This is a genomic window from Pseudomonas sp. SLBN-26 (assembly GCF_006715895.1).
Taxonomy (GTDB): Bacteria; Pseudomonadota; Gammaproteobacteria; order Pseudomonadales; family Pseudomonadaceae; genus Metapseudomonas; species Metapseudomonas otitidis.
The window spans coordinates 6,036,626-6,061,000 of record NZ_VFOB01000001.1 but is presented as its reverse complement, the minus strand read 5'-3'; the positions used below and the strand labels follow the sequence as shown (position 1 = coordinate 6,061,000).

The following is a 24,375-nucleotide window of genomic DNA, read 5'->3' as shown; positions in this document are numbered from 1 at the left end:
TTGCCTGTGCGTCAGGCAGCCGATTGGGCCAGCGGGAACAGACGGTAGAAGTTGGCCGTGGTCTGCTCGGCCAGCGCGTCATAGGACACACCCCGCAGCTCCGCCAGGAACTCCGCCACCTCGCGCACATACTGCGGCAGGTTCGCTTTGCCCCGGTGGGGCACCGGTGCCAGGTAGGGGGAATCCGTCTCTACCAGCAACCGATCGGCAGGCACCTGGCGAGCGACCTCACGCAGCGCCTCGGCATTGCGGAAGGTGACGATCCCTGAAAGGGAGATATAGAAGCCGATGTCGAGCGCAGCCCGGGCCATGTCCCAGTCTTCGGTGAAGCAATGCAACACGCCTGCCTGGGGCAAGGCAGCTTCTCGCAGCAGGGCAAGGGTGTCCGCCCGCGCCTCGCGCGTGTGGACGATGACCGGCTTGCCGGTGATCCGTGCAGCCTCGAGGTGCAGTTGGAAAGCCTGTTGCTGGAGCTCCGCTGCCTCCGGCTCGTAGTGATAGTCGAGCCCGGTCTCGCCAATGGCCACCACACGCGGGTGATCCAGTTCCTGCAGCAACCAGTCCAAGGCTGGGGGCTGACCAGGCGCGAGGTCCAGCGGATGGACGCCGACCGAGCAGTGCACATCACCGTAGCGGTCGGCCAGGGCCTTCACTGCGGCAGCGTTGTCGGCGCTCACGCCAATGCAGAGGAATTGCCCAACGCCCCGGGCGCGCGCCGCATCGAGCGCTGCATCGAGGGAGCCGCCATGGGCAGCCAGGTCAAGGCGATCAAGATGACAATGAGAGTCGACCAACATGGTGCGGGGTGCCACTGGAGGGATACAGGGAAGCGCCGCCTGGGCGGCGCCGGAGATTACATGGTGTGGGTGGGACGATCGGACTTCAGCGCACCGGCCAGGTAGGTCTCGATCTTGTTGCGGGCGGTGGTGTCGCCATCGTTGAACTGAACGCCGATACCGGCAGCCCGGTTGCCCTGGGCGCCCTTCGGGGTGATCCACACCACCTTGCCCGCCACCGGGATCTTCTCCTGCTCATCCATTAGGTTCAGCAGCATGAACACCTCGTCACCGAGCTTGTAGCTCTTGTTGGTAGGGATGAACAGGCCACCGTTCTTGATGAACGGCATGTAGGCGGCGTAGAGCACGGACTTGTCCTTGATCGTCAGGGACAGGATCCCGTTACGCGGGCCTAGATTGGGTGGGAGACTCATTCGGCGTTCCTGCTGGCTGGCTCAGTGGGCGATTCTAGCCCGGTCCGGGCAAGCTTGCCCACTGCACCAGCAAGGCTTCGAGAAGCAAGACACGGTTGAGATTGGCCTTGCCCAGCACCTTCTGCCGCTGCTGTAGCAGCCACTCCTGCATCGCCAGCACCTTGGCCTGGGAGGATTTGTCCGCCAGGTACTGGACGACCTTGCGCATGTCCGCCAGCCCCAGCCCCGCTTCGTCCTGCGTCAACTGGTAGCGCAGCATCAACTGGGCCCAGTCGCAGAACCAGTCGAACAGCAGCACCAGCGGCACTGCGTTCCAGCCTTCGGCCAACTGACTGACGCCGACTTGCTGCTTGATCAGCTTCTTCACCCCCTCCACCACCTGGGCACGCTGCTCCAGCACGCCTTGTCCGTGCAGACGCAACGCGGTCAGGGGCGAGCCGCCGGCCAGGGCCAACAGGTCCGAGCGAGTCGCGGCATCACTGTCGGGCAGGGCCCGGGCGAGCCAGGCCAGGCTCTCCGCCTCACCTGGCAACGGGCATGCCTGCTGTACACAGCGGCTCTTGATCGTGGGCAGCAGGCGGCTCGGCTGGTGGCTGATGAGCAGCAGCACGGTGTCGCCGGAGGGCTCCTCCAGACTCTTGAGCAGGGCGTTGGCCGCGTTCAGGTTCATGGACTCCGCCGGCTCGAGCAGTACGACCTTGCGCCCCCCCAACTGAGCGGTCTGCACGACGAAATCCACCAGGTCTCGCACCTGATCGACACGGATTGCCTTGTCGACCTCCTCCGGTTCCAGCACGTAGTTGTCAGGGTGAGTGCCCGCTGCCAGCAGGAAGCAGGACTTGCACTGACCACAGGCATCGTTTCCCGCAGGTTGCTGGCACAGCAGCCGTGCCATCAGGCGTTCAGCAAGCGCACGCTTGCCGATGCCGGCCGGCCCATGCAGCAGGTAGGCATGGGCATGACACGGGCGACCGGCCAGGTGCTGCCAGAGCGAGTCCTGCCAGGGGTAGGCTTCAGCCATGGCAGCGCTCCAGCAACTCCGGCAGGAGAGCGTCCAGGTAACGCTGGACATCGGCCAGGGGCTTCGCCGCATCGATCACCCGGTAACGCTCGGGCGCCTGGGCGGCACGCTCGAGATAGGTCTGGCGAACGGCGTCGAAGAAGCTGCGGTTCTCCTGCTCGAAACGGTCCAGCCGGCCACGAGCTGCGGCGCGCTGGAGGCCCACTTCCACCGGCAGGTCGAACACCAAGGTCAGGTCCGGGCGCAGGCTGCCCTGGACGAAGCGCTCCAGTTCGGCAATACGCGCCATCGACACACCCCGGCCACCGCCCTGGTAGGCGTAGGTGGCGTCGGTGAAGCGATCACACAGCACCACTTGCCCGGCCTCAAGCGCAGGGCGAATGACGCGGTCCAGGTGCTGGGCGCGGGCGGCGAACATCAGCAGCAGTTCGGTATCCACCGCCATCGACTCGTCACTGGGCGCCAGCAGCAGCTCGCGGATGCGTTCGGCCAACGGCGTGCCACCGGGCTCGCGGGTTAGCAGGACTTCAACGCCACGCTCGCGCAGGCGAGAGGCGATGAAGTCGCGATTGGTGCTCTTGCCGGCCCCTTCGGGGCCTTCGAGCGTAATGAACAGGCCGTTCACGGGGTGTCCTTCTTGCTGACGGGAGCGGGACTCGAGCGGTAGTCCGCACGGCGGTTGAGCTGGAACTCACGGACCGCCTTGTTGTGCGCCTCGAGGGTCTCCGAAAAAACGTGGCTACCGTCGCCACGGGCGACGAAGTAAAGGCTTTTGCCTTCCACCGGGTTGAGGGCCGCATGGATGGCCTCGCGCCCCACCATGGCGATGGGTGTCGGCGGCATTCCGGCGATGACGTAGGTGTTGTAGGGCGTCGCCTCGCGCAGGTGGGCACGGGTGATCTTGCCGGTGTAGCGCTCACCCAGGCCGTAGATCACCGTGGGATCGGTCTGCAGCAACATGCCCTGCTGGAGGCGACGGATGAACACGCCGGCGATCTGCCCACGCTCCTCCGGGACGCCGGTCTCCTTTTCCACCATCGAGGCCATGATCAATGCCTCGTAGGCATCCTTGTAGGGCAAGCCCTGGGCACGGGATTGCCACTCCTCGTCCAGGACCTGCTCCAGGCGCTGGTGAGCCTGGCGAAGCAGGTCCGTATCACGCATGCCGCGTACATAACGGTAGGTATCGGGGAAGAATCGCCCCTCGGGATGCTGGCCTTCCAGACCGAGGCGCTTCATCACTTCATCATCGCTGGCACCGGCCAGGGTCTGTTCCAGCTTGACCTGCTTGGCCAACGCGGCTCGCAGTTGGCGGAAATTCCAGCCTTCGACCAGGGTGAGGCTGTACTGGACGACATCGGCCCGCTGCCAGAGTCCGAGCAACCCTTCGGCGGTCATGCCCGGGGTCATGCGGTACTCACCGCTGTGCAGTGCCTGGCCGGAAAGGTTGAAACGCCAGTACTGGCGCAGCCAGAAGGCGCTGTGGATCACGCCCTGCTCCTCCAGTCGATTGAGCATGCCACCCGGGGTGGCACCCGCCGGAACATCGAGCAGGCGCTCCTCGCTGAGGTCGAGGGGCTGGGTGAGGGCCAGGTGCTGTTGCCAACCCGCGAACGCCAGCAAGAGACCAACGAGGAACAGGCCACCCTGCAGCAGCATGAGCAATTTGCGAATCACGAATCAGCAGTCCAGTTGGGCGAGGGCAAGGGGCTGCAGTTTACGGGTGAGCGGGCCCACCGACCAGACATGCTCGCTGCAGGCGCGCACCGGCCAGATGCCATAGAGGCTGTTGCAGGTAAAGACCTCGTCAGCGACCGCCAACTCGTCGAACGCGATGTCGCGGACCTGGACGTTGATTCCCTCGGCTGCGGCCAGATCCAGCAATGCCGCGCGCATGACACCCTGCACACCACAGCGCTGCAGGTCCGGCGTCAGCAACTGGCCGTCATGCACGAGGAAAAGGTTGCTGAACACGCCCTCGATCAGCCGGCCCGAATGGTCTCGTACCAGCCCTTCCGCATAGCGGGAATCACTCCACTCGGCACGCGCGAGAACCTGCTCAAGCCGGTTCAAATGCTTGAGGCCAGCCAGCAGGGGTTGCTCGGCCAGGCGCGTGGTGCAGGGAAAAAGCTCGATGCCCTCTTCGGCGCATACCGATGGGTAGGCAGGCAATGGACTGGCCATCAGCAGGCGACGGGCCGGACCGCTGGAGGGTGCATAGCCGCGCAGGCCATCACCCCGGGTGACGATGAGCTTTGCAACGCCCTCCCCCAACTCGGCGGAGAATGCCAGGAGCTCGTTACGAACCGTCTCCAGATCCAGGGACAGGAAGAGCCGACGCGCGCCTTCAGCCAAGCGCGCCAGATGACGTTCCAACAGGCTTGGAACGCCCCGGCGAACGGCGATGGTCTCGAACAGTCCATCGCCGTAGGCCAGGCCGCGATCCCTCATGGGAAGGGAGGCGGCCGGCCGGCCATCGATCCAGTCGTCCATCAGCCCTCGAAGCGACGGAACACCAGGGAACCGTTGGTGCCGCCAAAACCGAAGGAGTTGGACAGAACGACGTCGATGGGCATGGAGCGCGCCTGGTGAGGCACGAAGTCCAGGTCACAGCCTTCGTCCGGCTCCTCCAGGTTGATGGTCGGCGGAGCCACCTGGTCGCGGATCGCCAGCACGCTGAAGATCGCCTCAACGGCCCCGGCAGCGCCCAGGAGGTGGCCGGTCATCGACTTGGTCGAGCTCACCGCAACGCGGTAGGCGTGATCGCCGAAGACGCTCTTCACGGCAGCGGCTTCCGCCAGGTCACCGGCCGGCGTCGAGGTGCCATGGGCATTGATGTACTGCACCTGGTCCGCATTCAGACCAGCATCACGCAGGGCGTTGCGCATGCAGCGCGCGGCACCGGCGCCGTCATCCGGCGGAGAGGTCATGTGGAAGGCATCGCCACTCATGCCGAAGCCGACCAGCTCGGCATAGATGGTGGCGCCACGGGCACGGGCGTGCTCCAGCTCTTCAAGCACCAGCGCACCGGCGCCATCTGACAGCACGAAGCCATCGCGACCCTTGTCCCACGGGCGGCTCGCGCGAGTCGGCTCGTCGTTGCGGGTAGACAGTGCACGGGCCGCACCGAAGCCGCCGAGACCAAGGCCGCAGGCCGCCATCTCGGAGCCACCGGCGATCATCACATCCGCCTCACCGTAAGCGATGTTGCGCGCAGCCATGCCGATGCAGTGGGTGCCGGTGGTGCACGCCGTGGCGATGGCATAGTTAGGCCCCTGGATACCCAGGTGGATCGACAGGAAGCCGGACACCATGTTGATGATCGACCCCGGGACGAAGAACGGCGAGATGCGCCGCGGTCCCTGCTCGATCAGCGAACGGCAGTTGTTCTCGATGTTGGTCAGGCCACCGATGCCCGACCCCATGGCCACGCCGATGCGCTCGCGGTTGGCATCGGTCACTTCCAGGCCAGCGTCACGCACGGCCTGGAAACTCGCGGCCAGGCCGTACTGGATGAACAGGTCGAGCTTTCGTGCTTCCTTGGCCGACAGGTACTGCTCGACATCGAAGCCCTTGACCGAGCCGCCGAAACGGGTGGCATAGGCCGACAGATCCATATGCTCGATGAGGCCGATGCCACTGCGGCCAGCCAGGATGCCTTGCCAGCTATCGGCGACGGTGTTGCCCAAGGGCGACAGCATGCCAAGGCCGGTGATCACGACGCGTCTACGCGACACAGCGCTCTCCTTTTACATGTTGCTGATCGGCGGCAAAAACCGCTTAAAGAAAAGCCGCACGACCTTCAGGGTCGTGCGGCTTTTCCAGGTCGGGGAACCGACGATTACTTATTGCGCGTGAGCGTTGATGTAATCGATGGCTTCCTGAACGGTGGTGATCTTCTCGGCTTGCTCGTCCGGAATCTCGGTCTCGAATTCCTCTTCCAGAGCCATCACCAGCTCAACGGTGTCAAGGGAGTCGGCGCCCAGGTCTTCAACGAAGGAAGCGCTGTTGGTGACTTCGTCTTCTTTGACGCCCAGTTGCTCGGCGACGATCTTCTTGACGCGTTCTTCGATGGTGCTCATACCTTGTTTTCACTCCTATGGAAAAATCCGTGCAGCTTGGGCTGCAGTGTATAGAAAGGGTTTTCTGCTTTTCAAGCAGGACTCCGAACCCCTTCAGGCCCCGTCAGGAGCCGTCCAGAACCCAATTGCACTCGAGTACCGGATTTTAGACAGCTCGTATGACAGTTTCCTGAGGGGATTCGTCACATTCAGCTCATGTACATCCCACCGTTCACCGGAATGGTAGCCCCTGTGACGTAGGAAGCACCATCGGAAGCGAGGAATCCGACCACCTTCGCAATCTCCTCGGCCTGACCAAGGCGAGCCAGCGGAATCTGGGTCAACAGGGCCTCGCGCTGCGCATCGGGCAGTTCGCGAGTCATGTCGGTATCGATGAAGCCAGGGGCAACGGAGTTGACGGTGATGGCGCGAGAGCCCACTTCACGGGCCAGCGCCCGACCGAAGCCCTCGAGACCGGCCTTGGCAGCAGCGTAGTTGGCCTGGCCGGCGTTGCCCATCGCACCGACCACGGAGCCGATGTTGATGATGCGGCCCCAGCGCGCCTTGGTCATGCCCCTCAGAACTGCCTTGCTCAAGCGGAACAGGCTGTTCAGGTTGGTATTGATGACGTCGAACCACTCGTCGTCTTTCATGCGCAGCATCAGGTTGTCGCGGGTGATGCCGGCATTGTTCACCAGGATCAGCGGCTGCCCCAGATGCTGCTGGATGTGCTCCAGCGTGCTGGCGACGGATTCATCACTGCTGACATCCAGAACCAGGCCGGCCCCTTCGATGCCGTGCTCCTTCAGGTACTCGGCAATGCGCTCGGCGCCGCCCGGCGTGGTGGCGGTACCGATGACGACGGCACCTTGGCGGCCCAGTTCCAGGGCGATGGCCTGGCCGATACCACGGCTCGCGCCAGTAACCAGTGCGACCTTACCTTGCAGACTCATGGTCTTCTCCTTGATCAGGCCAGCGCAGCGCGAGCGGCTGCGAAGGCGTCGGGGGTATCCAGGTTATGGGTAGCGATGCCCTTGACGCAGCGCTTGTTCAGGCCACTCAGGACCTTGCCGGGGCCGCACTCGACGAGATCGGTCACACCCTGCTCGGACAGGCGCACCATCGACTCGACCCAGCGGACCGGGCTGTAGAGCTGAGCAAGGAGGTCGGCCTTGAGCACATCAAGATCGGTCACCACCGAGGCACTGACGTTCTGCACCAGCGCAATCTCGGGTGCCTTCCAGTCCAGCGCCTGGACAAACTCGGCGAAACGCTCTGCAGCAGGCTTCATCAAGGCGCAGTGGGACGGCACGCTCACCGGCAGCGGCATCGCACGCTTGGCACCGCGCGCCTTGCAGGCTTCGATGGCACGCTCGACAGCTGCAGCCGAACCGGCAATCACCACCTGGCCCGGCGCGTTGAAATTCACCGCGCTGACCACATCGCCCTTTGCAGCCTCGGCACAGGCTGCCAGTACATCGGCATCCTCGAGACCCAGGATGGCCGCCATGCCGCCCTGTCCAGCCGGGACGGCCTGCTGCATCAACTGCCCACGGCGCTCGACGAGCTTCACGGCGTCAGCGAACTGCAGGCTGCCTGCGGCTACCAGAGCGGAGTATTCGCCCAGGCTGTGACCGGCTACATAGGCGGGACGTGCGCCGCATTCCTGCAGCCACAGGCGCCACAAGGCGATGGATGCGGTCAGGATCGCCGGCTGGGTCTTGTCGGTCTGGTTGAGGCTTTCCTCGGGACCTTGCTGGGTCAGGGCCCACAGGTCGTAGCCGAGTACTTCGGAGGCTTCGCCGAAGGTCTCTGCGACCAGGCGGCTCGAAGCGCCATGCTCAGCCAGCATGCCAAGGGACTGAGAGCCCTGACCGGGGAAAACGAATGCGAGGGATGCGGACATTGGAACGGTTCCCGTGTTTGCCTTGTTCGATTCGCACACCTGGCGGCGCCAGGCGCAACGGACTGACAGTTGGATGACAACCCTCGGCCAGCGGTCACATCCTAGAGCAACAGATCCTCGAGCCGCCCATGGAGTCGCTGCGGCAGATTCTCCCGCACCTCGATGACGGCACGACGAATCGCACTCTGGAAACCATCCGCGCCAGCGGAGCCGTGGCTCTTCACCACGATCCCCTGCAGCCCGAGAAAGCTCGCGCCATTGTGGCGGGACGGAGCCAGGTCACCCTTGAGACGACTCAACAGCGGCAGTGCCAGCGCACCAACCAGACGGGAGCCAAGATTCTCGGTGAACAGGGACTCGATGCGCGCGGCAATCATCGCCACCAGACCCTCGCTGGACTTGAGCAGGATGTTGCCGACGAAGCCATCGCAGACCACCACATCCGCTTCGCCGCGATACAGCGCATCGCCCTCGATGTAGCCGATGTAGTTCAACCCATTGGCCTGCTGAAGCAGGCTGGCAGCGAGCTTGACCTGCTGGTTGCCCTTGATGTCCTCCGTGCCGACGTTCAGCAACGCCACACGAGGGCTGCGCAACCCGAGCGCCTCAGCCGCAACGCTGCCCATCACCGCAAACTGATAGAGATGCTCGGCACTGCAATCCACGTTGGCGCCCAGGTCCAGCAGGTGGCAATGGCCGCGCGCCGTGGGGATCGCAGTCACCATGGCAGGTCGATCGATTCCCGGCAGGGTCTTGAGCACATAGCGGGAAAGCGCCATCAACGCACCGGTATTGCCGGCGCTCACGCAGGCATGGGCACGCCCGGCACGGACGAGGTCCAGCGCGACACGCATGGAAGAGTCGGGCTTGCTGCGCAGCGCCTGCGAGGGCCGCTCGTCCATCGCCACCACTTCGGCAGCATGCTCGACGGACAGGCGTCGACGATCGACTCCGCTTTCGCGGGCGATGAGCTCTTCAAGGACAGGGGCTTGGCCGACAAGGACCAGATGCAAGGAGGGGAACTCAGCCAGGCAGGCAATGCTGGCCGGAACAATGCAACGGGGACCGAAGTCCCCGCCCATTGCGTCAATCGCTATAACAGAGACAGACAAGGATTACTCGTTCGAGCCCTTGTCGATCACTTTGCGACCACGGTAGAAGCCGTCCGGGGAGACGTGGTGGCGCAGGTGAACTTCACCGGTGCTCTTCTCGATGGACAGGGCATTGGCCTCGAGGGCGTCGTGGGAGCGACGCATGTCACGGGCAGAGCGGGATTTTTTGTTCTGCTGAACAGCCATAATCAATTAACTCCTAAACGTTTGGGTCACGCTTTAACTGCGCCAGTACGCTGAACGGGTTGGACCGCGGAACCTCGTCCTCGCTCGGTTCGGGCTCATCAAGCCCCGCCGGCTGCTGGCATTCCTCAGGGTCATGGGCCGGAACAATGGGCAAGGCCAGCAGAAGCTCGTCCTCGACCAGAGTCAGAAGATCCAGCGGATCCTCACCCACTTCCAGCACGTCATAGCCCTTGGGCAGTGACTGGCTGTCCGCACCCTCCTTCACCACGGCGTACGTACACTCGCTGTGGATCGGCAGCGCGACCAGCTCCAGGCAACGCTGACATACCATCTTGACCTCGACGTCGAGCTCGCTGTGGATCACCACAGTGCGCTGCTCGTCGCGCTCGAACGAAAGCCTCACGGTGACGCGACCTGCGTCATCGGAGAGGGGATCGCACAAACGCTCGAGACTGGCGAGAGGCAGCTCACCCTGGAGGGTGGCGCTGCGATCAGCCATCTTGCGCGGATCGACGTGAGTTGGAATCGGCCCATTCAACATAGGCGCGGTATTCTAGGGATGCCCCCCTGCCCTGTCAAAACAAATTCCGACCTGTCCGCCGCACGGCACGCCCGATAGAATCGCGGCATTTTTTCGCGGAGTCGATCATGACCAATCTGGTGCTCGCATCCAGCTCACCCTACCGGCGCGCCCTGCTGGAGCGCCTGGGCCTTCCCTTCACCTGGAGCGCGCCCGCCATCGATGAAACACGCCACCCGGGAGAAGGCGCCGAGCAACTGGTGCGCCGCCTTGCCGAACAGAAAGCCCGTGCCCTGGCGCACATCCATGAGCAGCACCTGATCATCGGCTCCGACCAGGTTGCCGTGCTCGGCCAGCAGGTCCTGGGCAAGCCCGGCGACTTCACCCGCGCCAAGCAGCAACTCATGGCCGCAAGCGGCGCCAGCGTAAGCTTCCTGACCGGCCTAGCCCTGCTCAATACGCGAACCGGCAGCTGCCAGGTGGATTGCATCCCCTTCACCGTGCACTTCCGCAAACTGGACGAAGCCACCATCGAGCGATACCTGCAGGCAGAGCAGCCCTACGACTGCGCCGGCAGCTTCAAGGCGGAAGGGCTCGGCGTCGCACTGTTCCGCACCACAGAGGGCGAGGACGCCACCAGCCTGGTTGGCCTGCCACTGATCCGCCTGGTGGACATGCTGCTCGCCGAAGGCCAACAGGTCCCCTGAAACGAAAAAGCCCGGCACAAGCCGGGCTTTTCTGGCAACTACCTGCGAGGTTCAGCGCAGCGAAGGCCCCTGGAACCCCATCCACATCGCCAACTGCTCAGCCATGCTCGCACCCAGGCGCTTGGCAAAGCGATCAAACGGCGTGTCCTGCTTCGTGTAATCGACGATTTCCTTGGCGCCGATGACCTCGCGCGCCACGTAGCTGGTGCTACCGAGTTTATCCACCAGACCCAGCTCAAGAGCCTGCTCACCGGACCAGACCAGGCCGCTGAAGAGCTCGGGATGCCCATCGACCTTCAGCCGATCACCTCGCCCCTTCTTCACGCTCTCGATGAACTGGCGATGAGTGGTATCCAGCACACCCTGCCAGAAGCGAGTCTCGTCGTCCTTCTGAGGCTGGAACGGATCAAGGAACGCCTTGTGCTCGCCCGAGGTGTAGACGCGACGCTCGACACCCAGCTTACCCATCAGGTCGACGAAACCGAAGCTGGCCGCCGTGACACCAATGGACCCCACCAGGCTCGCCTTGTCCGCGTAGATCTCGTCCGCTGCACTGGCAATGTAGTAGGCACCAGATGCCCCAAGATCAGTGATCACCGCATAGACCTTGGTATCGGGATGCTCACCCCGCAGCCGCCGGATCTCGTCATAGATGTAGCCCGACTGGACGGGACTGCCGCCCGGGCTGTTGATGCGCAGAACAACCCCCTTGGTCTTCGGATCCTCGAAGGCCGCCCTGAGACTGCTCACGATGTTGTCGGCACTCGCAGCCTCGTTATCCGCAATCATGCCGCGAACCTCGACCAGTGCCGTATGGGTCTCACCACGCGCCGCCGTCTTCTGCAGATCGAACAACGGCGAAAACATCAGCAGCGCGCCGAACAGATAAAGGAAGGTCAGGAGCTTGAAGAAAATACCCCAGCGCCGAGCTCGCCGCTGTTCCTGAACGCCCGCCAGGACAGCCTTCTCAAGCAGCCTCCAACTCTTGTCATCACCACCAGCGGGTGCCGATGCGTTCCATTCATCAGACATGCAATTCCACCTTGTTCACCGGGTTGTTCGCGCCACCAGCCAACCAATGGCGCAGCTCATCAAAACGCTCGATTGCCAGCGTCGGCGACTCCAGCCGCAGGACATCAAGCGACTGCGCGCCATAACCGACCGCCACGCAGTCCATTGCCGCATTGCGTGCCATGCGCAGATCAAAGGGCGAGTCCCCCACCATCAGCGACGCACCGGCATTGACACCGCAATGCGCCATGATCTGGCGCAGCATCAAGGGATCAGGCTTGCTCGCCGTTTCGTCAGCGCAGCGAGTGATATCGAAGTAGCACTCCCAACCACGCCCCGCCAGGACACGATCAAGCCCGCGCCGCGTCTTGCCCGTTGCCACCGCCAGGCGATAACCAGCCTCGCGAAACGACTCCAGCGCATCTTCCACGCCCGCAAAGAGCGGCGACGAGGCCGCCTCCAGATGACTGTAGTGCGACGCATAGACCTCGCGGTAGCGAGCGATCCGCTGCGGATCGGCCAGATCCGGGTAAAGCACTGCAATCGCCTCGGGCAAGCCGAGGCCGATGATGCCCTTGAGCGCCGAATCGTCCAATTGCGACAGACCGCAAGCCTCCGCCGCCACCCGAAGGGACTCGACGATGCGCGAAATGGAGTCCACCAGGGTGCCATCCCAGTCGAAGATCAGCAGCTGATAGTCAGGCACCCAACCGCTCCAGGGTCTGCGACCACATTTCATCCACTGGCGCCTCAAGACTCAGGGGCGTGCCATCGGGCAAAACCAGGGAAAGCGCATAGGCATGCAGGAACAGGCGCTTGCCGCCCAACTCGCGGATTTCACGAGAAAAATCCTCATCGCCGTACTTGGGATCACCCGCAATGGCATGACCAGCATGCCGGGTATGGACCCGGATCTGATGGGTACGACCGGTAATCGGGCTCGCCTCGATCAAAGTGGCGAACTCACCAAAACGCCGCAGCACGCGGAACTCGGTCAGAGCATCCTTGCCCTCGTCATCCACCTCCACCATCCGCTCACCGGAGCGCAGGGTGTTCTTCAGAAGCGGTGCACTGACCTTCTTCTTCGACGTCGGCCAACTCCCCCGCACCAGGGCGAGGTAGCGCTTATCCACACCATCACCGCGCAGTGCTTCGTGGAGGTGACGCAACATGCTGCGCTTCTTGGCGATCATCAGCAGGCCCGAGGTATCCCGGTCCAGGCGATGGACCAGCTCGAGCTCGCGCGCATCGGGCCGCAGCTGGCGAAACGCCTCGATCACCCCATAACTGAGGCCGCTGCCGCCATGCACGGCAATGCCGGCCGGCTTGTTGAGGACAATCAGCCCCTTGTCTTCATAAACGATGGCAGCTTCGAGACGCTCCAGCAGCCCCTGGGCAACCGGTACCTGCTCATCCCGCTCCGCGAGACGCAGCGGCGGCACCCGAACTACATCGCCAGCCTGAAGCTTGTACTCAGGCTTGATGCGCCCCTTGTTCACCCGCACTTCGCCCTTGCGCAAGATGCGGTAGATCAAGGTCTTGGGGACGCCTTTCAGCTGGGTCCGGAGGAAATTATCAATACGCTGACCGGCATATTCCGGCGCAACTTCGAGCATTTGCACGCCGGAAGTTGGAGAGGAGGGAGTCGTCATGGCGGCGATCATAACAATTTTTTATGGATTTGAAGCACTTAATGATTGCTGCTATAGTCGCGAACGCCGCCAAAAGCGGCCGTGCCCCGGATGCTCGCCAAAACTGCCATCCCAGCCACGTGCAACCCATTCAGGACGTCAGGCCGTCCGTCAGAATCTTCGCTCCAGAACAGCGATCATTCGGAGAAAAAAGCCTTGAGCCATGACGCGTGACCACCCTAGGGCGGTCGCGGTAAATGCAACCCGCTACGGATTCTGCGAGCGGCACCCGATTTTCAAGGGATAAGTGTAGGGTGGAGATGCACAACCGTCGGACTGCGTAGCAGCGCTTCAACCAAGACGTTTTATTCCGTCCGCTGCCGATGGCTGATTCCTCCTCCTGATAAACGTTGCTTCTGTTACGACAACAGCAGCGGGAGACGTCGTCGCGACTCCGGCCAGATGGCCTGATGTCGCTGGACACGGGAGCATTAACCCGCTCCTGACACGCACCTGACACCGACCGCGAGAGTCGTGTGTGCCGGTCGCCGTTTCCGGTAGCCCCGGAAACCGACGGTACTACATGAAAAGAATGCTGATTAACGCAACTCAGCCCGAAGAGTTGCGTGTTGCCCTGGTCGACGGCCAACGCCTGTATGATCTGGACATCGAGTCGGGCGCCCGCGAACAGAAAAAGGCCAACATCTATAAAGGCCGCATCACCCGCATCGAACCCAGCCTTGAAGCCGCATTCGTCGACTTCGGTGCCGAACGTCACGGCTTCCTGCCGCTGAAAGAAATCTCCCGCGAATACTTCAAGAAGTCCCCCGAGGGCCGCGTCAACATCAAGGACGTGCTCAACGAAGGCCAGGAAGTCATCGTCCAGGTCGAGAAGGAAGAGCGCGGCAACAAGGGCGCAGCCCTCACCACCTTCATCAGCCTCGCCGGCCGCTACCTGGTGCTGATGCCGAACAACCCCCGCGCCGGCGGCATCTCCCGTCGCATCGAAGGCGAAGAGCGCAACGAACTGCGCGAAGCCCTGAACGGCCTGAACGCACCGGCCGACATGGGCCTGATCGTGCGCACCGCCGGCCTCGGCCGCTCCAGCGAGGAGCTGCAATGGGACCTCGACTACCTGCTGCAACTCTGGAGCGCCATCAAGGAAGCCTCCGGTGAGCGTGGCGCCCCCTTCCTGATCTACCAGGAAAGCAACGTCATCATCCGCGCGATCCGCGACTACCTGCGCCAGGACATCGGCGAAGTGCTGATCGATAGCGTCGAAGCCCAGGAAGAAGCCCTCAGCTTCATCCGCCAGGTGATGCCGCAGTACCAGAACAAGATCAAGCTCTACCAGGACAGCGTTCCGCTGTTCAATCGCTTCCAGATCGAGAGCCAGATCGAAACCGCCTTCCAGCGCGAAGTGAAGCTGCCTTCCGGCGGCTCCATCGTCATCGACCCGACCGAAGCCCTGGTGTCCATCGACATCAACTCCGCTCGTGCTACCAAAGGCGGTGACATCGAAGAAACCGCCCTGCAGACCAACCTGGAAGCGGCCGAGGAAATCGCCCGCCAGCTGCGCCTGCGCGACATCGGCGGCCTGATCGTCATCGACTTCATCGACATGACCCCGGCCAAGAACCAGCGCGCCGTGGAAGAAAAGGTCCGCGAAGCCCTGGAAGCCGACCGCGCCCGCGTACAGGTCGGCCGCATCTCCCGCTTCGGCCTGCTGGAAATGTCCCGCCAGCGCCTACGTCCGTCCCTGGGCGAGACCAGCGGCATCGTCTGCCCCCGTTGCAACGGCCAGGGCATCATCCGTGACGTCGAATCCCTGTCCCTGGCCATCCTCCGTCTGATCGAGGAAGAGGCCCTCAAGGACCGCACCGCCGAAGTCCGCGCCCAGGTCCCGATCCCGGTAGCCGCCTTCCTGCTCAACGAGAAGCGCAACAGCATCACCAAGATCGAGCTGCGCACCCGCGCACGCATCGTGATCCTGCCGAACGACCACCTGGAAACCCCGCACTTCGAAGTCCAGCGCCTGCGCGACGACAACCCGGAAGTCCTCACTGGTCTGTCCAGCTACGAGATGACCCCTACCGAAGTCGAGGAACACCACCCGGCCGCTTCCACCCGCACCCTGGTTCGCCAGGAAGCCGCCGTGAAGACCGTCGCCCCCGAGCGTCCGGCTCCCGCCCCGACCGCACCGGCCCCGATGGCACCGCCCACCGCCGCCGTTGCAGCCGCCGAACCGAGCCTGTTCAAGGGCCTGGTGAAGTCGCTGGTCAGCCTGTTCGCCGGCAAGGACGAGCCGAGCCCCGCGCCCGAGAAGGCCGCCGCCAGCGAGCGCCCCGCCCGTACCGGTGAGGAGCGTCGCAACGGTCGTCAGCAGAACCGCCGCCGCGAAGGCCGTGAAGGCCGTCGTGACGACGAGCGCAAGCCTCGCGAAGAGCGCCAGCCGCGTGAAGAACGTCAGGCTCGCGAAGACCGTCAACCGCGTGAAGAGCGCCAGCCCCGCGAAGGCCGTGAGCCGCGCGAAGAGCGCCAACCTCGTGCAGAGCGCGCCCCGCGCGAAGAGCGCCAGCCCCGTGAGGAGCGTCAGCCTCGCGAAGAGCGCCAACCGCGTGAAGAACGCCAGGCCCGTGAGGAACGCCAACCCCGCGAAGAGCGTCAGCCCCGTGAGGAGCGCCAGCCACGCGAAGCCCGTGAGCCGCGTGAAGGCCAGGAGAACCGCCGCGAGCGTGGTGAGCGTCCGCCCCGTGAAGAGCGCCAACCGCGCCCCGAGCAGGCTGCCGCCGCCCCGAGCGAAGAAGAACTGCTGAACGACAGCGAAGAGCTGCTGGACGACGGCCAGGAAGGCGCGGACGGCGAACGCCCCCGTCGTCGCTCCCGCGGCCAACGCCGCCGCAGCAACCGCCGCGAGCGTCAGCGTGAAGTGAATGGCGACGAGTCGCTGGACGGTAATGAAGAAGCCGAAGGCGATGCCGAGCAGGCCAACGAGCCCTCCGAAGCCGCCGTGGTTGCAGCGGTCGCCGCCGGCTCCGTGATCGCCGTCGAAGCCGCCAGCCAAGCAGCAGAGGCAGCCGAGGTCGAGCCGCAAGCGAACGCCGTCAGCGAAACCACCGAGCAGCAGGCCAGCCTGGAGCTGATCCAGCCGCAAGACGCGCCGCAAGCGAACGAACCGGCCACTGCCGTGACCGAGCAGAGCGAAAGCGCCGAAGTGGCCAGCGAGCCTCAGGCCCAGCCGGCTGAGGTCGCCGAAGCTGCCGAGCCGACTGCTGCCGTCGAGCCCCAGGCCGAAGCCGCCGAGCCTCAGCCGGAACCCGTGGCAGAGGTCGTCGCCGAGCCCGCTCCGAGCGTCGAAGCTGCCCCCGCTGCCAGCGTGAGCAGCACCGGCCGCGCGCCCAACGATCCTCGCGAGGTTCGTCGTCGCCAGCAGGAAGCCGAGCGCCTGGCTCGTGAAGCCGCTGCTGCCGCTGCCGCCGCCCCGGTCGAAGCCGAGGCTGCACCTGCGGTGGTCGAGGAGCCGGTCGTGGCCGAAGCCCCTGCCGAGGCACAAGCTCAGCCGACCGAAGAGGCCGCACCGGCTGCCGAAGCTGAAGCCGCCCAGGCCGAGGCCCAGGCAGAAGAAGCCGCAACCGTCGAAGCCGAGCAACCTGCTGCAGAACAGCAGGCCAGCGAGGAAGAGAAGGACAAGCCGACCGTCTGAGGCCTGCTTGCTCCATGAAAAAGGGACGCCAATGGCGTCCCTTTTTTCATGCCTCGTTCACAGCACTGAGCCCTCTCAGGCTGGGCAGCTCGTTAAGCGCCCTCCCCCTTCGCCGCTGCGAACAGCTTCAGGCCGGCTCCAGCAGCACCTGCCTCACCGCTTCCGGCTGCGCCACCCCAGGCTCCAACAAGGCCTCCATGCGCTCACGGGTCAGTTCCATGAGCATCCCGAGACGTGCCACGTCGTACTGGCTGGCATCGATCGGCTCACCCACATGCACGGAAACCGGCAGCCCCAGGTTGAAACGCCAGGAGCGCGCCGGCAGCACCCGATGAATGCCACGAATGGCCACCGGCACGATCACCGCATCGGTATCAAGAGCCAGGTGGAAGCAGCCCTTCTTGAATGGCTGCAACCGACCATCCGGGGAACGCGTCCCCTCCGGCGCGGCCCACAGCACAATGCCGCTTTCCATCATGGCGCGCGCCTTGGCCAGGTCCTCCAGCGCCTGTCGCCGGTTGTGCCGGTCAATGAACGGGAATTCCGCCGCCTTCATCGCCGCGCCCAGGAAAGGCACGCGGGAGAGCTCCTGCTTGGCCAGCATGCGGATGGAACCCGGCAGCGCCACGAAAGAGGCCGGAATGTCGTAGTGGCTGGAGTGATTGCAGAGGATCAGGTAGCGCCGGCCATCATTGAAATCCGGCCACTGCCCATGGACCGACAGGCGAACCCGCACCAGGCGCAGCAGCCCGCGCGACCAGGCCCGCGTGAAACCGTCCACACGCTGGCGATCCAGGCGCCGCCAGAGCGCCAGCCACAGGACAAGGCAGCAGAAATACAGGGTCCAGAGCACCGAACCGACCACCACGCCGACGCGGCGTGCCAGGGTGGCGCTCTGGGCGAATGAATGCAGGTTTGGCATCGTGGCCCTCCCATCTCGTGTTCATCCGCGCGACGCAACGCGCGATCGTTCCTTATGATGCGCATCGTCATCGATTCGACACAGGAGACCGTCATGCCCCTCGCGCAACTGATCCGCCCTGATGAACTGGCGCCTCGACTGGGAGAGCCCGGCCTGGTGATCCTCGATTGCCGCTTCGCCCTGGATGATCCGTCCTACGGCCAGCGCAGCCATGCCGAAGGGCATATCCCGGGCGCCCATTTCGCCGACCTCGAGCGTGACCTCTCCGCCCCCGTGCAACCGGGCATCACCGGACGCCACCCGCTGCCGGAGCCGGATCGACTGGTCGCAGCCCTACGCCGCTGGGGCGTGGATAACGCCAGCACCATCGTGCTGTATGACGATGGCCCCGGCGCCTTCGCCGCCCGCGCCTGGTGGCTGCTCGCCTGGCTGGGCAAGCGCGATGGCGTCTACCTGCTCGACGGCGGCCTGAAGACCTGGCGCGAAGCCGGCCTGCCCCTGGATGCGGAGCAGCCCACCGAGCGCACCGGCAGTTTCACCGGCACCCCCGACTTCAGCCTGGTGCTGGATGCCCGTCAGCTCCAGGCTCGCCTCGACTCCCACGCACTCACCCTGCTGGACGCCCGCGCCCTGCCGCGCTTCAAGGGCGAGGTGGAGCCCATCGACCCCGTCGCCGGGCACATCCCCGGAGCCCAGTGCGCCGCCTTTACCGACAACCTCGGTGCCGACGGCCGCTTCCTGCCCGCCCAGGCCCTGCGCCAGCGCTTCCAGGCTTTCCTCGCCGACCGCCCAGCAGACAGCCTCGTGGCCTACTGCGGCTCCGGCGTCACCGCCTGCCACAACCTGTTCGCCCTGAGCCTTGCCGGCTACCCGCTCGCACCGCTCTACGCAGGCTCCTGGAGCGAATGGATAACCGACCCCAGTCGCCCCGTGGCCACCGGTCTGTGATCCCGGCCGCCCGTCATACCGGGCGGCCTACTCCGCAGCCTGTTAATGACTGCCTGGCATATGGCGCCTGGCGCAAGACGCCAAACAGTTTAAAAACAGGCCTTTACAGCACCTTTATCCCACTACACTTCAAATCGAGCGGCTAACCCCGCTCCCGGCGGGGTCCTTTCCCAGAACGAGAAGCTGCCACACGCCCCCGACCCCGCCGGCACCTTCCGCGAGGGCATCATGGGCATAGCCGCACACGATCTCTGCCAACACGTCATCCGCCCAACCCTGGCCTACCTGCAACGCCCCTCCCCCACGGCCGAAGTGCTCCTGCTCGGCGCCGCCGCGTGCCAGTCCGACCTTGGCACGGCCCTGGGGGATCGCGCCGGCTACGGCCTCTACCACATCAGCGAAGCCCACCACTGCCAGCTCTGGGACCAGCACCTGGCCCGCGATCCGGACCTGGCCAGCCTGGTGCGAGGCCTGGCCAGCCAGCATGCCTTCCTGGGCGCTCCCCACCTGGAGCTCGCGGTGAACCTGCGCTACGCCACCGCCATCGCCTGGCTGCTGGTGGAAAGCGAAGTCCTCGTGATGCCCTCGGCGGATGACTGGCCGGGCATGGCGGATGTCTGGCGGCGCGTATTCAACCCGCAGGGAAATCCCAGCGATTACCTCGCTGCCTGGAATCGCTGCGTAGGACTTCCTCAACAGGCTGCCTAGGACAAATCGATCACTGACCAATCAGTCAGGAACGAGCGTCCAAGGCTTTTTGCACGAAGCGTGAAATTAGCGGCAATTTGCCACACGAAAGCCTCTAGAACGCCGATTTAGCGGGAACTCAACGTGGCTGGAAAGGGTCTGGAAATCCTGCTAGTTTCCGCCCCCTGCCTTACCAGACCCAGGAGTCAACCGTGATCACAAGAATCATAAAGACCAGCCTCGCTCTCGCTGTTGCCGGCGCATCCACCTACAGCCTCGCCGGCGGTTTCGCCATCAACGAACAGAGCGTGAGCGGTATGGGTACTGCCTTCGCCGGCCGCTCCTCCTCGGCCGACGATGCCTCCACCGTCTTCGGCAACCCCGCCGGCATGTCGCGCCTCAAGCGCGAACAGGTCAGCGGCGGTGTCGCCCTGCTGGACGCCAAGACCGACATCGACCATGGCCGCGGCTCCGTATCGGGCAGCAATGACGGCGACATGGTCCCGTTCATCGGCGTGCCCATGGGCTACTACGTCAAACCCATCGACGACAAATGGACCTTCGGCCTCGGCATGTACGTGCCCTTCGGCCTGGTGACCGACTATGAGAAGGGCTTCCAGGGCCGCTACTACGGCACCCGCAGCGAAGTCCGCGTGGTCACCCTGCAGCCCACCGTCAGCTACAAGATCAACGACCAGCTCTCCGTCGGCTTCGGGCCCACCATCAACCGCATCGACGGCGAGCTGACCTCTGCCCTGAACAACCCCTTCCCCGGTGGCAGCGATGGCAAGGTCAAGGTCAAGGGCGACGACACCGCCCTGGGCTTCAACGCCGGCGTCCTGTTCGAGGTCGATCCCAGCACCCGCCTGGGCCTGACCTACCACTCCAAGGTCAAGTACAAGCTGCGTGGCGACACCACCGTCTCCACCAATGGCCTACTGGCCGGCTCGTCCGGCAAGTACGACGCCTCCCTTGACCTGGAGACCCCCGAATCGGTCGACTTCTCCATCACCCACGACCTGAACGCCGACTGGACCCTCTACGCCGGCACCACCTGGACCCGCTGGAGCCGCCTGGAAGAAATCAAGGTGGAGAACGACGGCGTGCGCGGCCCGCTGGCCGGAGTACTCGGCACCATCACCGAGGAACAGAACTGGCGCGACACCTGGTCCTACGCCGTCGGCGCAGCCTACAAGCTGAACCGTGAGTGGACCCTGCGTGCCGGCCTGGCCTACGACCAGAGCCCGACCCGCAACGAGTACCGCTCCCCGCGCATCCCCACCGATGACCGCAAGATCCTCAGCCTCGGTGCCGCCTGGAGCCCCAACGACGACTGGACCGTGGACCTCGCCTACTCCTACCTGAAGGAAGACGACGCCACCATCAACCAGAGCAGCAGCACCAAAGGCAGCTACTCCTCCACCTACAAGAACAGCGCCCACGGCCTGGGCGCCCAGGTCACCTACCGCTTCTGACCTGAACCCCGGCGGCCGTCGCCGCCGGGGTACACCCCAAAACGAAAACGCCGCGATCCCCTCTCGGGTATCGCGGCGTTTTCATGTGCGCCCGGGGTGACGCATCAACCCAGGCAGCAGCCACCATCAGGACTTCGGCGGCTCTTCGCGGTTCAGGTCCATCACCGTCGCAGCAGGCTCCACCGGCTTGCTCGGCTGCACCACCGGTGCCACCTCCGGCTGGGCCGGCTCGGCAACTTGGGAGGCTTCCTTCTTCTTGCCGCGGACACGGGCAATGACCCAGCCACCAATGGCGATCGGCACCCAGAAGAACTTCTTCAGCAGCACCAGCAGGATGGCCAGCAGGCCGGTCTTGGCGGCGACCTTGCCCGCGATCAGCGCGCCCAGGCCGTAGGCCGCGACCTTGTCCAGGTCCGGGTTGAAGTCGGCGTAGCGGTTGCCCGGGTTGAACTCGGTCATCGCCAGCACCGCCGGCAGGTTCTGCTCGATGGTCGGCAGCTGGTCCATGTTGGCGATGAAGTTCAGCACCAGCACGCCCTTACGGCCCAGTACGCGGATGTTGTAGTTCAGGGTGTGGGTTTCGGAATCGCCGAACTTCAGCTCCTTGGCCCAGTGCAGCTTGCGGCCGTTGGCGTCATAGCGCGGCTGGGAGGCCCAGCCGATCAGTTGCACCGGCTCGTAGCCGTTCTCGGCGCGCCATTTGTTGTCTTCCTTGGTGTCGTCCTTCATGCCCTGCAGCATCTCGTTGTAGTCGATGTCGCTGGCATCCTCGTCGGACACGTAGCCGCTCTCCTCGTACTCGATGGTCACGGCCCAGGACTCATCGGCCAGCGGAGAAATGCCCTTGGGCAGGATCATGCCCAGCGGTTCCTCGGCATCCGGCGGGTTGCCCCAGGCCTCCACCAGCACGCGCTCGGCGTCCTTGCCGTCTAGGTAGACGAATTGCTCGGGTACATCCAGGGTGGCCAGGTTGTCACCGATCACCACCTTGCCCTGCTTGAAGTTCAGGCTGTTGAGGAACTCTTCCTCGCTGATGCCCTGCTCTTCGTCGGCCGAGACGTCCTCGTCCGTGGCCTGTTCGGCCTGGGCAGCGTTCTCTTCCACGGGGGCAGCCGGCTTGGCGGCAAAGGCGGTGGGAATGGCGGCGGCCAGCAGTCCGGCCAGGATCAGGTCCTTGATCGACATGGGTGTCTCCAGGAGAGGGGGTGAAAAACAGGCCGCGAACCCTATCACAGGAACGCCACGCAAACCGGAACCAGCCGAAAGATTCTGAAACACACTCCCGGCTGATCAGCCTTTTCGCCCCCTCGCCGGGTCAGGGCTTGCTGTCCAGCGCCTGGCGGATCGCCTTCTGCAGGTCCTCGTCATCCGGGCTGGTGAGGCTGGAGAAATGCGCCACCACCTTGCCCTGGCGATCCACCACGTACTTGTAGAAGTTCCAGCGTGGCGCCTGCCCGGACTGCTCGATCAGCTCGCGATAGAGCGGCGTCGCCTCGTCACCGGTCACGTGCTGCGGCTCGGTCATGGTGAAGGTCACGCCGTAGTTCACGTAGCAGACCTTCGCGGTCTCCTCCGCATTGGCCGCCTCCTGCTTGAAGTCATCCGAAGGCACGCCCAGCACCTCGAAGCCCTCGGCCTTGTAGCGCTGGTACAGCGCCTCCAGCCCCTTGAACTGCGGGGTGAAACCGCAGTGGCTGGCGGTGTTGACGATCAGCAGCGGCTTGCCGGCAAAGCGCTCGCACAGGTCCACCGTCGTCTTGGCCCGCAACTGCGGCAGGCTGTGCTGCAACAGAGGTGGGCAGTCCGCCGCCACGGCGGGCAAGGTGAACAGGGCGAGCAGGGGCACGGCGAACAGGCGTTTCATGGCAGACATCCTCGGGCACGCGGCGGGTCAAGCGGTGGAGCAAGGCTAGCGCCGGGCCCGCCGGCCGGCAATCAGCACAGGCTCATGTTCAGTTGCAGCAGCGCCAGGCCACCCCGCTGCCAGCCCCACCAGGCCAACGCGGTCAGACCCAGCACCAGGGCCGCCACAGCGACCAGCGCCAGGCGCGCCCTCACACCGCCACCTGCAGGCGCGCAACCGGCTGCTCGCGGATCGGCCAGTTCAGCGCGGCCGCCATCAGGCTGAGCAGGATGGAGATCTGCCACACCACCTCGTAGCTGCCGGTGTGGTCGTACAGGTAGCCGCCCAGCCAGCCACCGAGGAAGGCCCCGAGCTGGTGGAAGAGGAAGACGATGCCGCCCAGCATCGACAGGTTGCGCACCCCGAACAGGGTCGCCACCGTGCCGTTGGTCAGCGGCACCGTCGACAGCCACAAGAGCCCCATCGCCATGCCGAAGGCGTAGGCGCTCCACACCGACAGCGGCATATAGAGGAAGGCCAGGATCACCACTGCCCGCAGCAGGTACAGCACGGTCAGCAGCCGAGGCTTGGCCAGGCGCCCGCCCAGCCAGCCGGCGATGTAGGTGCCGAACACATTGAACAGCCCCACCAGTGCCAGCACCGTCGTACCCACGGTCGCCGGCAGGTGCTGGTCCACCAGGTAGGCCGGCAGGTGAACGCCGATGAACACCACCTGGAACCCGCAGACGAAGAAGCCCAGCGACAACAGCCAGAACCCCCGGTGCGCCGCCGCCTCGCGCAGCGCCTCGGCCAGGCTCTGCTCCGGCCCCTTGCTGGGCAACGGACGGTCCTTGAGCATCCCCGCCAGCGGCACGATCAACGCCACCAGCAGCCCCAGCGCCAGCAGCGCCGACGACCAGCCCAGCCAACTGATCAACCCCTGGGAGCCCGGCAGCATGGCGAACTGGCCGAACGAACCGGCTGCCGCCGCAATGCCCATGGCCATGCTGCGCTGCTCCATCGGCACCGCCCGCCCGACCACCCCGAGGATCACCGAGAACGACGTCCCCGACAGCCCGATGCCGATCAGCAGCCCCGCACTGGCCGAGAGCTGCAGCGGCGTATGGGACAGGCTCATCAGCACCAGCCCCAGCGCATAGAGCACACCGCCCACCACCACGGCCCGCGTCGCACCGAAGCGGTCGGCCAGGGCCCCGGTGAAGGGCTGCGACAGCCCCCAGATCAGGTTCTGCAGCGCAATGGCAAAGGCGAACACCTCCCGCCCCCAGCCGAACTCCCCGCTCATCGGGGCCAGGAACAGGCCGAAGCCGTGGCGGATGCCCAGCGACAGCGCCAGGATCAGCGACGCCCCCAGCAACACCCAACCACTCGTGCGCCACATCGAATTCATTGCATGTCCTCTACGGGCAGG

26 protein-coding genes are annotated in these 24,375 nt (G+C 64.7%); 5 read left to right on the top strand and 21 right to left on the bottom strand.

What is annotated here, in order from left to right:
* Window positions 1-11 precede the first annotated feature (11 nt).
* From FBY21_RS28185 to FBY21_RS28125, 13 genes are all read right to left on the bottom strand, one after another.
* Window positions 12-797, bottom strand: coding sequence for a TatD family hydrolase (locus FBY21_RS28185; protein WP_044412387.1), 786 nt, complete (start codon window positions 795-797; stop codon window positions 12-14).
* 56 nt (window positions 798-853) lie between these two features.
* The gene (locus FBY21_RS28180; RefSeq protein WP_044412389.1) at window positions 854-1,210 is read right to left on the bottom strand and encodes a PilZ domain-containing protein; all 357 of its coding nucleotides are present in this window, start codon (window positions 1,208-1,210) and stop codon (window positions 854-856) included.
* Window positions 1,211-1,244: 34 nt separating this feature from the next.
* Window positions 1,245-2,231 carry a DNA polymerase III subunit delta' gene (locus tag FBY21_RS28175; protein WP_142015714.1) on the bottom strand — a complete coding sequence of 329 codons (987 nt, stop codon included), beginning with the start codon at window positions 2,229-2,231 and terminating at the stop codon, window positions 1,245-1,247.
* Window positions 2,224-2,856, bottom strand: a complete 633-nt coding sequence (gene tmk / locus FBY21_RS28170) for a dTMP kinase (RefSeq protein ID WP_142015711.1) — start codon at window positions 2,854-2,856, stop codon at window positions 2,224-2,226. Before tmk ends, FBY21_RS28175 begins: the two co-directional genes overlap by 8 nt.
* On the bottom strand, window positions 2,853-3,908 hold the full coding sequence (gene mltG, locus FBY21_RS28165; RefSeq protein ID WP_142015708.1) for an endolytic transglycosylase MltG: 1,056 nt from the start codon (window positions 3,906-3,908) through the stop codon (window positions 2,853-2,855). Before mltG ends, tmk begins: the two co-directional genes overlap by 4 nt.
* Before the next feature lie 3 nt (window positions 3,909-3,911).
* Complete coding sequence (gene pabC / locus FBY21_RS28160; protein ID WP_142015704.1) at window positions 3,912-4,724, bottom strand: aminodeoxychorismate lyase; 813 nt, start codon at window positions 4,722-4,724, stop codon at window positions 3,912-3,914.
* Window positions 4,724-5,968, bottom strand: a complete 1,245-nt coding sequence (gene fabF / locus FBY21_RS28155; protein ID WP_044412403.1) for a beta-ketoacyl-ACP synthase II — start codon at window positions 5,966-5,968, stop codon at window positions 4,724-4,726. The genes pabC and fabF overlap by 1 nt, the downstream gene beginning before the upstream one ends.
* Before the next feature lie 108 nt (window positions 5,969-6,076).
* The gene (gene acpP, locus FBY21_RS28150) at window positions 6,077-6,313 is read right to left on the bottom strand and encodes an acyl carrier protein (protein WP_016493661.1); all 237 of its coding nucleotides are present in this window, start codon (window positions 6,311-6,313) and stop codon (window positions 6,077-6,079) included.
* A 188-nt stretch (window positions 6,314-6,501) separates the two neighbouring features.
* Entirely contained in the window at window positions 6,502-7,245 is a 744-nt protein-coding gene (fabG, locus tag FBY21_RS28145) for a 3-oxoacyl-ACP reductase FabG (RefSeq protein WP_044412409.1), read from the bottom strand.
* A 14-nt stretch (window positions 7,246-7,259) separates the two neighbouring features.
* Complete coding sequence (gene fabD, locus FBY21_RS28140) at window positions 7,260-8,198, bottom strand: ACP S-malonyltransferase (RefSeq protein ID WP_142015700.1); 939 nt, start codon at window positions 8,196-8,198, stop codon at window positions 7,260-7,262.
* 101 nt (window positions 8,199-8,299) lie between these two features.
* Window positions 8,300-9,310 carry a phosphate acyltransferase PlsX gene (plsX, locus tag FBY21_RS28135; protein WP_074970096.1) on the bottom strand — a complete coding sequence of 337 codons (1,011 nt, stop codon included), beginning with the start codon at window positions 9,308-9,310 and terminating at the stop codon, window positions 8,300-8,302.
* 3 nt (window positions 9,311-9,313) lie between these two features.
* A complete protein-coding gene (rpmF, locus tag FBY21_RS28130; RefSeq protein ID WP_044412415.1) occupies window positions 9,314-9,496 on the bottom strand; it encodes a 50S ribosomal protein L32 in 183 nt (60 codons plus the stop codon).
* A gap of 13 nt (window positions 9,497-9,509) precedes the next feature.
* Window positions 9,510-10,037 carry a YceD family protein gene (locus tag FBY21_RS28125; RefSeq protein ID WP_044412418.1) on the bottom strand — a complete coding sequence of 176 codons (528 nt, stop codon included), beginning with the start codon at window positions 10,035-10,037 and terminating at the stop codon, window positions 9,510-9,512.
* Between the two features lie 107 nt (window positions 10,038-10,144).
* Here FBY21_RS28125 and FBY21_RS28120 point away from each other — a divergent pair, with 107 nt between their 5' ends.
* Window positions 10,145-10,723, top strand: coding sequence for a Maf family protein (locus FBY21_RS28120; protein WP_074970094.1), 579 nt, complete (start codon window positions 10,145-10,147; stop codon window positions 10,721-10,723).
* A gap of 51 nt (window positions 10,724-10,774) precedes the next feature.
* Here FBY21_RS28120 and sppA read toward each other — a convergent pair whose 3' ends face one another.
* The 3 genes from sppA to rluC are packed head-to-tail and all read right to left on the bottom strand — an operon-like array spanning window position 10,775 to window position 13,386.
* Complete coding sequence (gene sppA, locus FBY21_RS28115; RefSeq protein ID WP_142015696.1) at window positions 10,775-11,755, bottom strand: signal peptide peptidase SppA; 981 nt, start codon at window positions 11,753-11,755, stop codon at window positions 10,775-10,777.
* Window positions 11,748-12,440, bottom strand: coding sequence for an HAD-IA family hydrolase (locus tag FBY21_RS28110; protein WP_142015693.1), 693 nt, complete (start codon window positions 12,438-12,440; stop codon window positions 11,748-11,750). The genes sppA and FBY21_RS28110 overlap by 8 nt, the downstream gene beginning before the upstream one ends.
* The gene (gene rluC, locus FBY21_RS28105; protein ID WP_107329088.1) at window positions 12,433-13,386 is read right to left on the bottom strand and encodes a 23S rRNA pseudouridine(955/2504/2580) synthase RluC; all 954 of its coding nucleotides are present in this window, start codon (window positions 13,384-13,386) and stop codon (window positions 12,433-12,435) included. The genes FBY21_RS28110 and rluC overlap by 8 nt, the downstream gene beginning before the upstream one ends.
* Window positions 13,387-13,948: 562 nt before the next feature.
* On the opposite strand from rluC, the gene rne reads away from it, so the two are divergent.
* Entirely contained in the window at window positions 13,949-17,068 is a 3,120-nt protein-coding gene (rne, locus tag FBY21_RS28095; RefSeq protein WP_142015690.1) for a ribonuclease E, read from the top strand.
* Window positions 17,069-17,195: 127 nt separating this feature from the next.
* Here the strand turns inward: rne and FBY21_RS28090 are convergent, their stop codons facing one another.
* Window positions 17,196-17,990 (bottom strand): lysophospholipid acyltransferase family protein, encoded by a 795-nt coding sequence (locus tag FBY21_RS28090; RefSeq protein WP_044412433.1) that lies wholly within the window; start codon window positions 17,988-17,990, stop codon window positions 17,196-17,198.
* A 93-nt stretch (window positions 17,991-18,083) separates the two neighbouring features.
* On the opposite strand from FBY21_RS28090, the gene FBY21_RS28085 reads away from it, so the two are divergent.
* From FBY21_RS28085 to FBY21_RS28075, 3 genes are all read left to right on the top strand, one after another.
* Window positions 18,084-18,938 (top strand): sulfurtransferase, encoded by an 855-nt coding sequence (locus FBY21_RS28085; RefSeq protein WP_044412436.1) that lies wholly within the window; start codon window positions 18,084-18,086, stop codon window positions 18,936-18,938.
* Between the two features lie 228 nt (window positions 18,939-19,166).
* On the top strand, window positions 19,167-19,646 hold the full coding sequence (locus FBY21_RS28080; RefSeq protein ID WP_142015685.1) for a hypothetical protein: 480 nt from the start codon (window positions 19,167-19,169) through the stop codon (window positions 19,644-19,646).
* A 191-nt stretch (window positions 19,647-19,837) separates the two neighbouring features.
* Complete coding sequence (locus tag FBY21_RS28075; protein ID WP_142015681.1) at window positions 19,838-21,100, top strand: OmpP1/FadL family transporter; 1,263 nt, start codon at window positions 19,838-19,840, stop codon at window positions 21,098-21,100.
* A gap of 126 nt (window positions 21,101-21,226) precedes the next feature.
* On the opposite strand, the gene FBY21_RS28070 is transcribed toward FBY21_RS28075, so the two are convergent.
* The 4 genes from FBY21_RS28070 to FBY21_RS28060 all read right to left on the bottom strand — a co-directional run bounded on the left by FBY21_RS28070 (window position 21,227) and on the right by FBY21_RS28060 (window position 24,345).
* Window positions 21,227-22,285, bottom strand: coding sequence for a DUF2167 domain-containing protein (locus FBY21_RS28070; RefSeq protein WP_142015678.1), 1,059 nt, complete (start codon window positions 22,283-22,285; stop codon window positions 21,227-21,229).
* Between the two features lie 130 nt (window positions 22,286-22,415).
* Window positions 22,416-22,964, bottom strand: coding sequence for a glutathione peroxidase (locus tag FBY21_RS28065; RefSeq protein WP_142015674.1), 549 nt, complete (start codon window positions 22,962-22,964; stop codon window positions 22,416-22,418).
* Window positions 22,965-23,035: 71 nt separating this feature from the next.
* Window positions 23,036-23,158 (bottom strand): hypothetical protein, encoded by a 123-nt coding sequence (locus FBY21_RS30025; protein ID WP_260845423.1) that lies wholly within the window; start codon window positions 23,156-23,158, stop codon window positions 23,036-23,038.
* Window positions 23,155-24,345 (bottom strand): MFS transporter, encoded by a 1,191-nt coding sequence (locus FBY21_RS28060; RefSeq protein WP_139233616.1) that lies wholly within the window; start codon window positions 24,343-24,345, stop codon window positions 23,155-23,157. The genes FBY21_RS30025 and FBY21_RS28060 overlap by 4 nt, the downstream gene beginning before the upstream one ends.
* Window positions 24,346-24,375 lie beyond the last annotated feature (30 nt).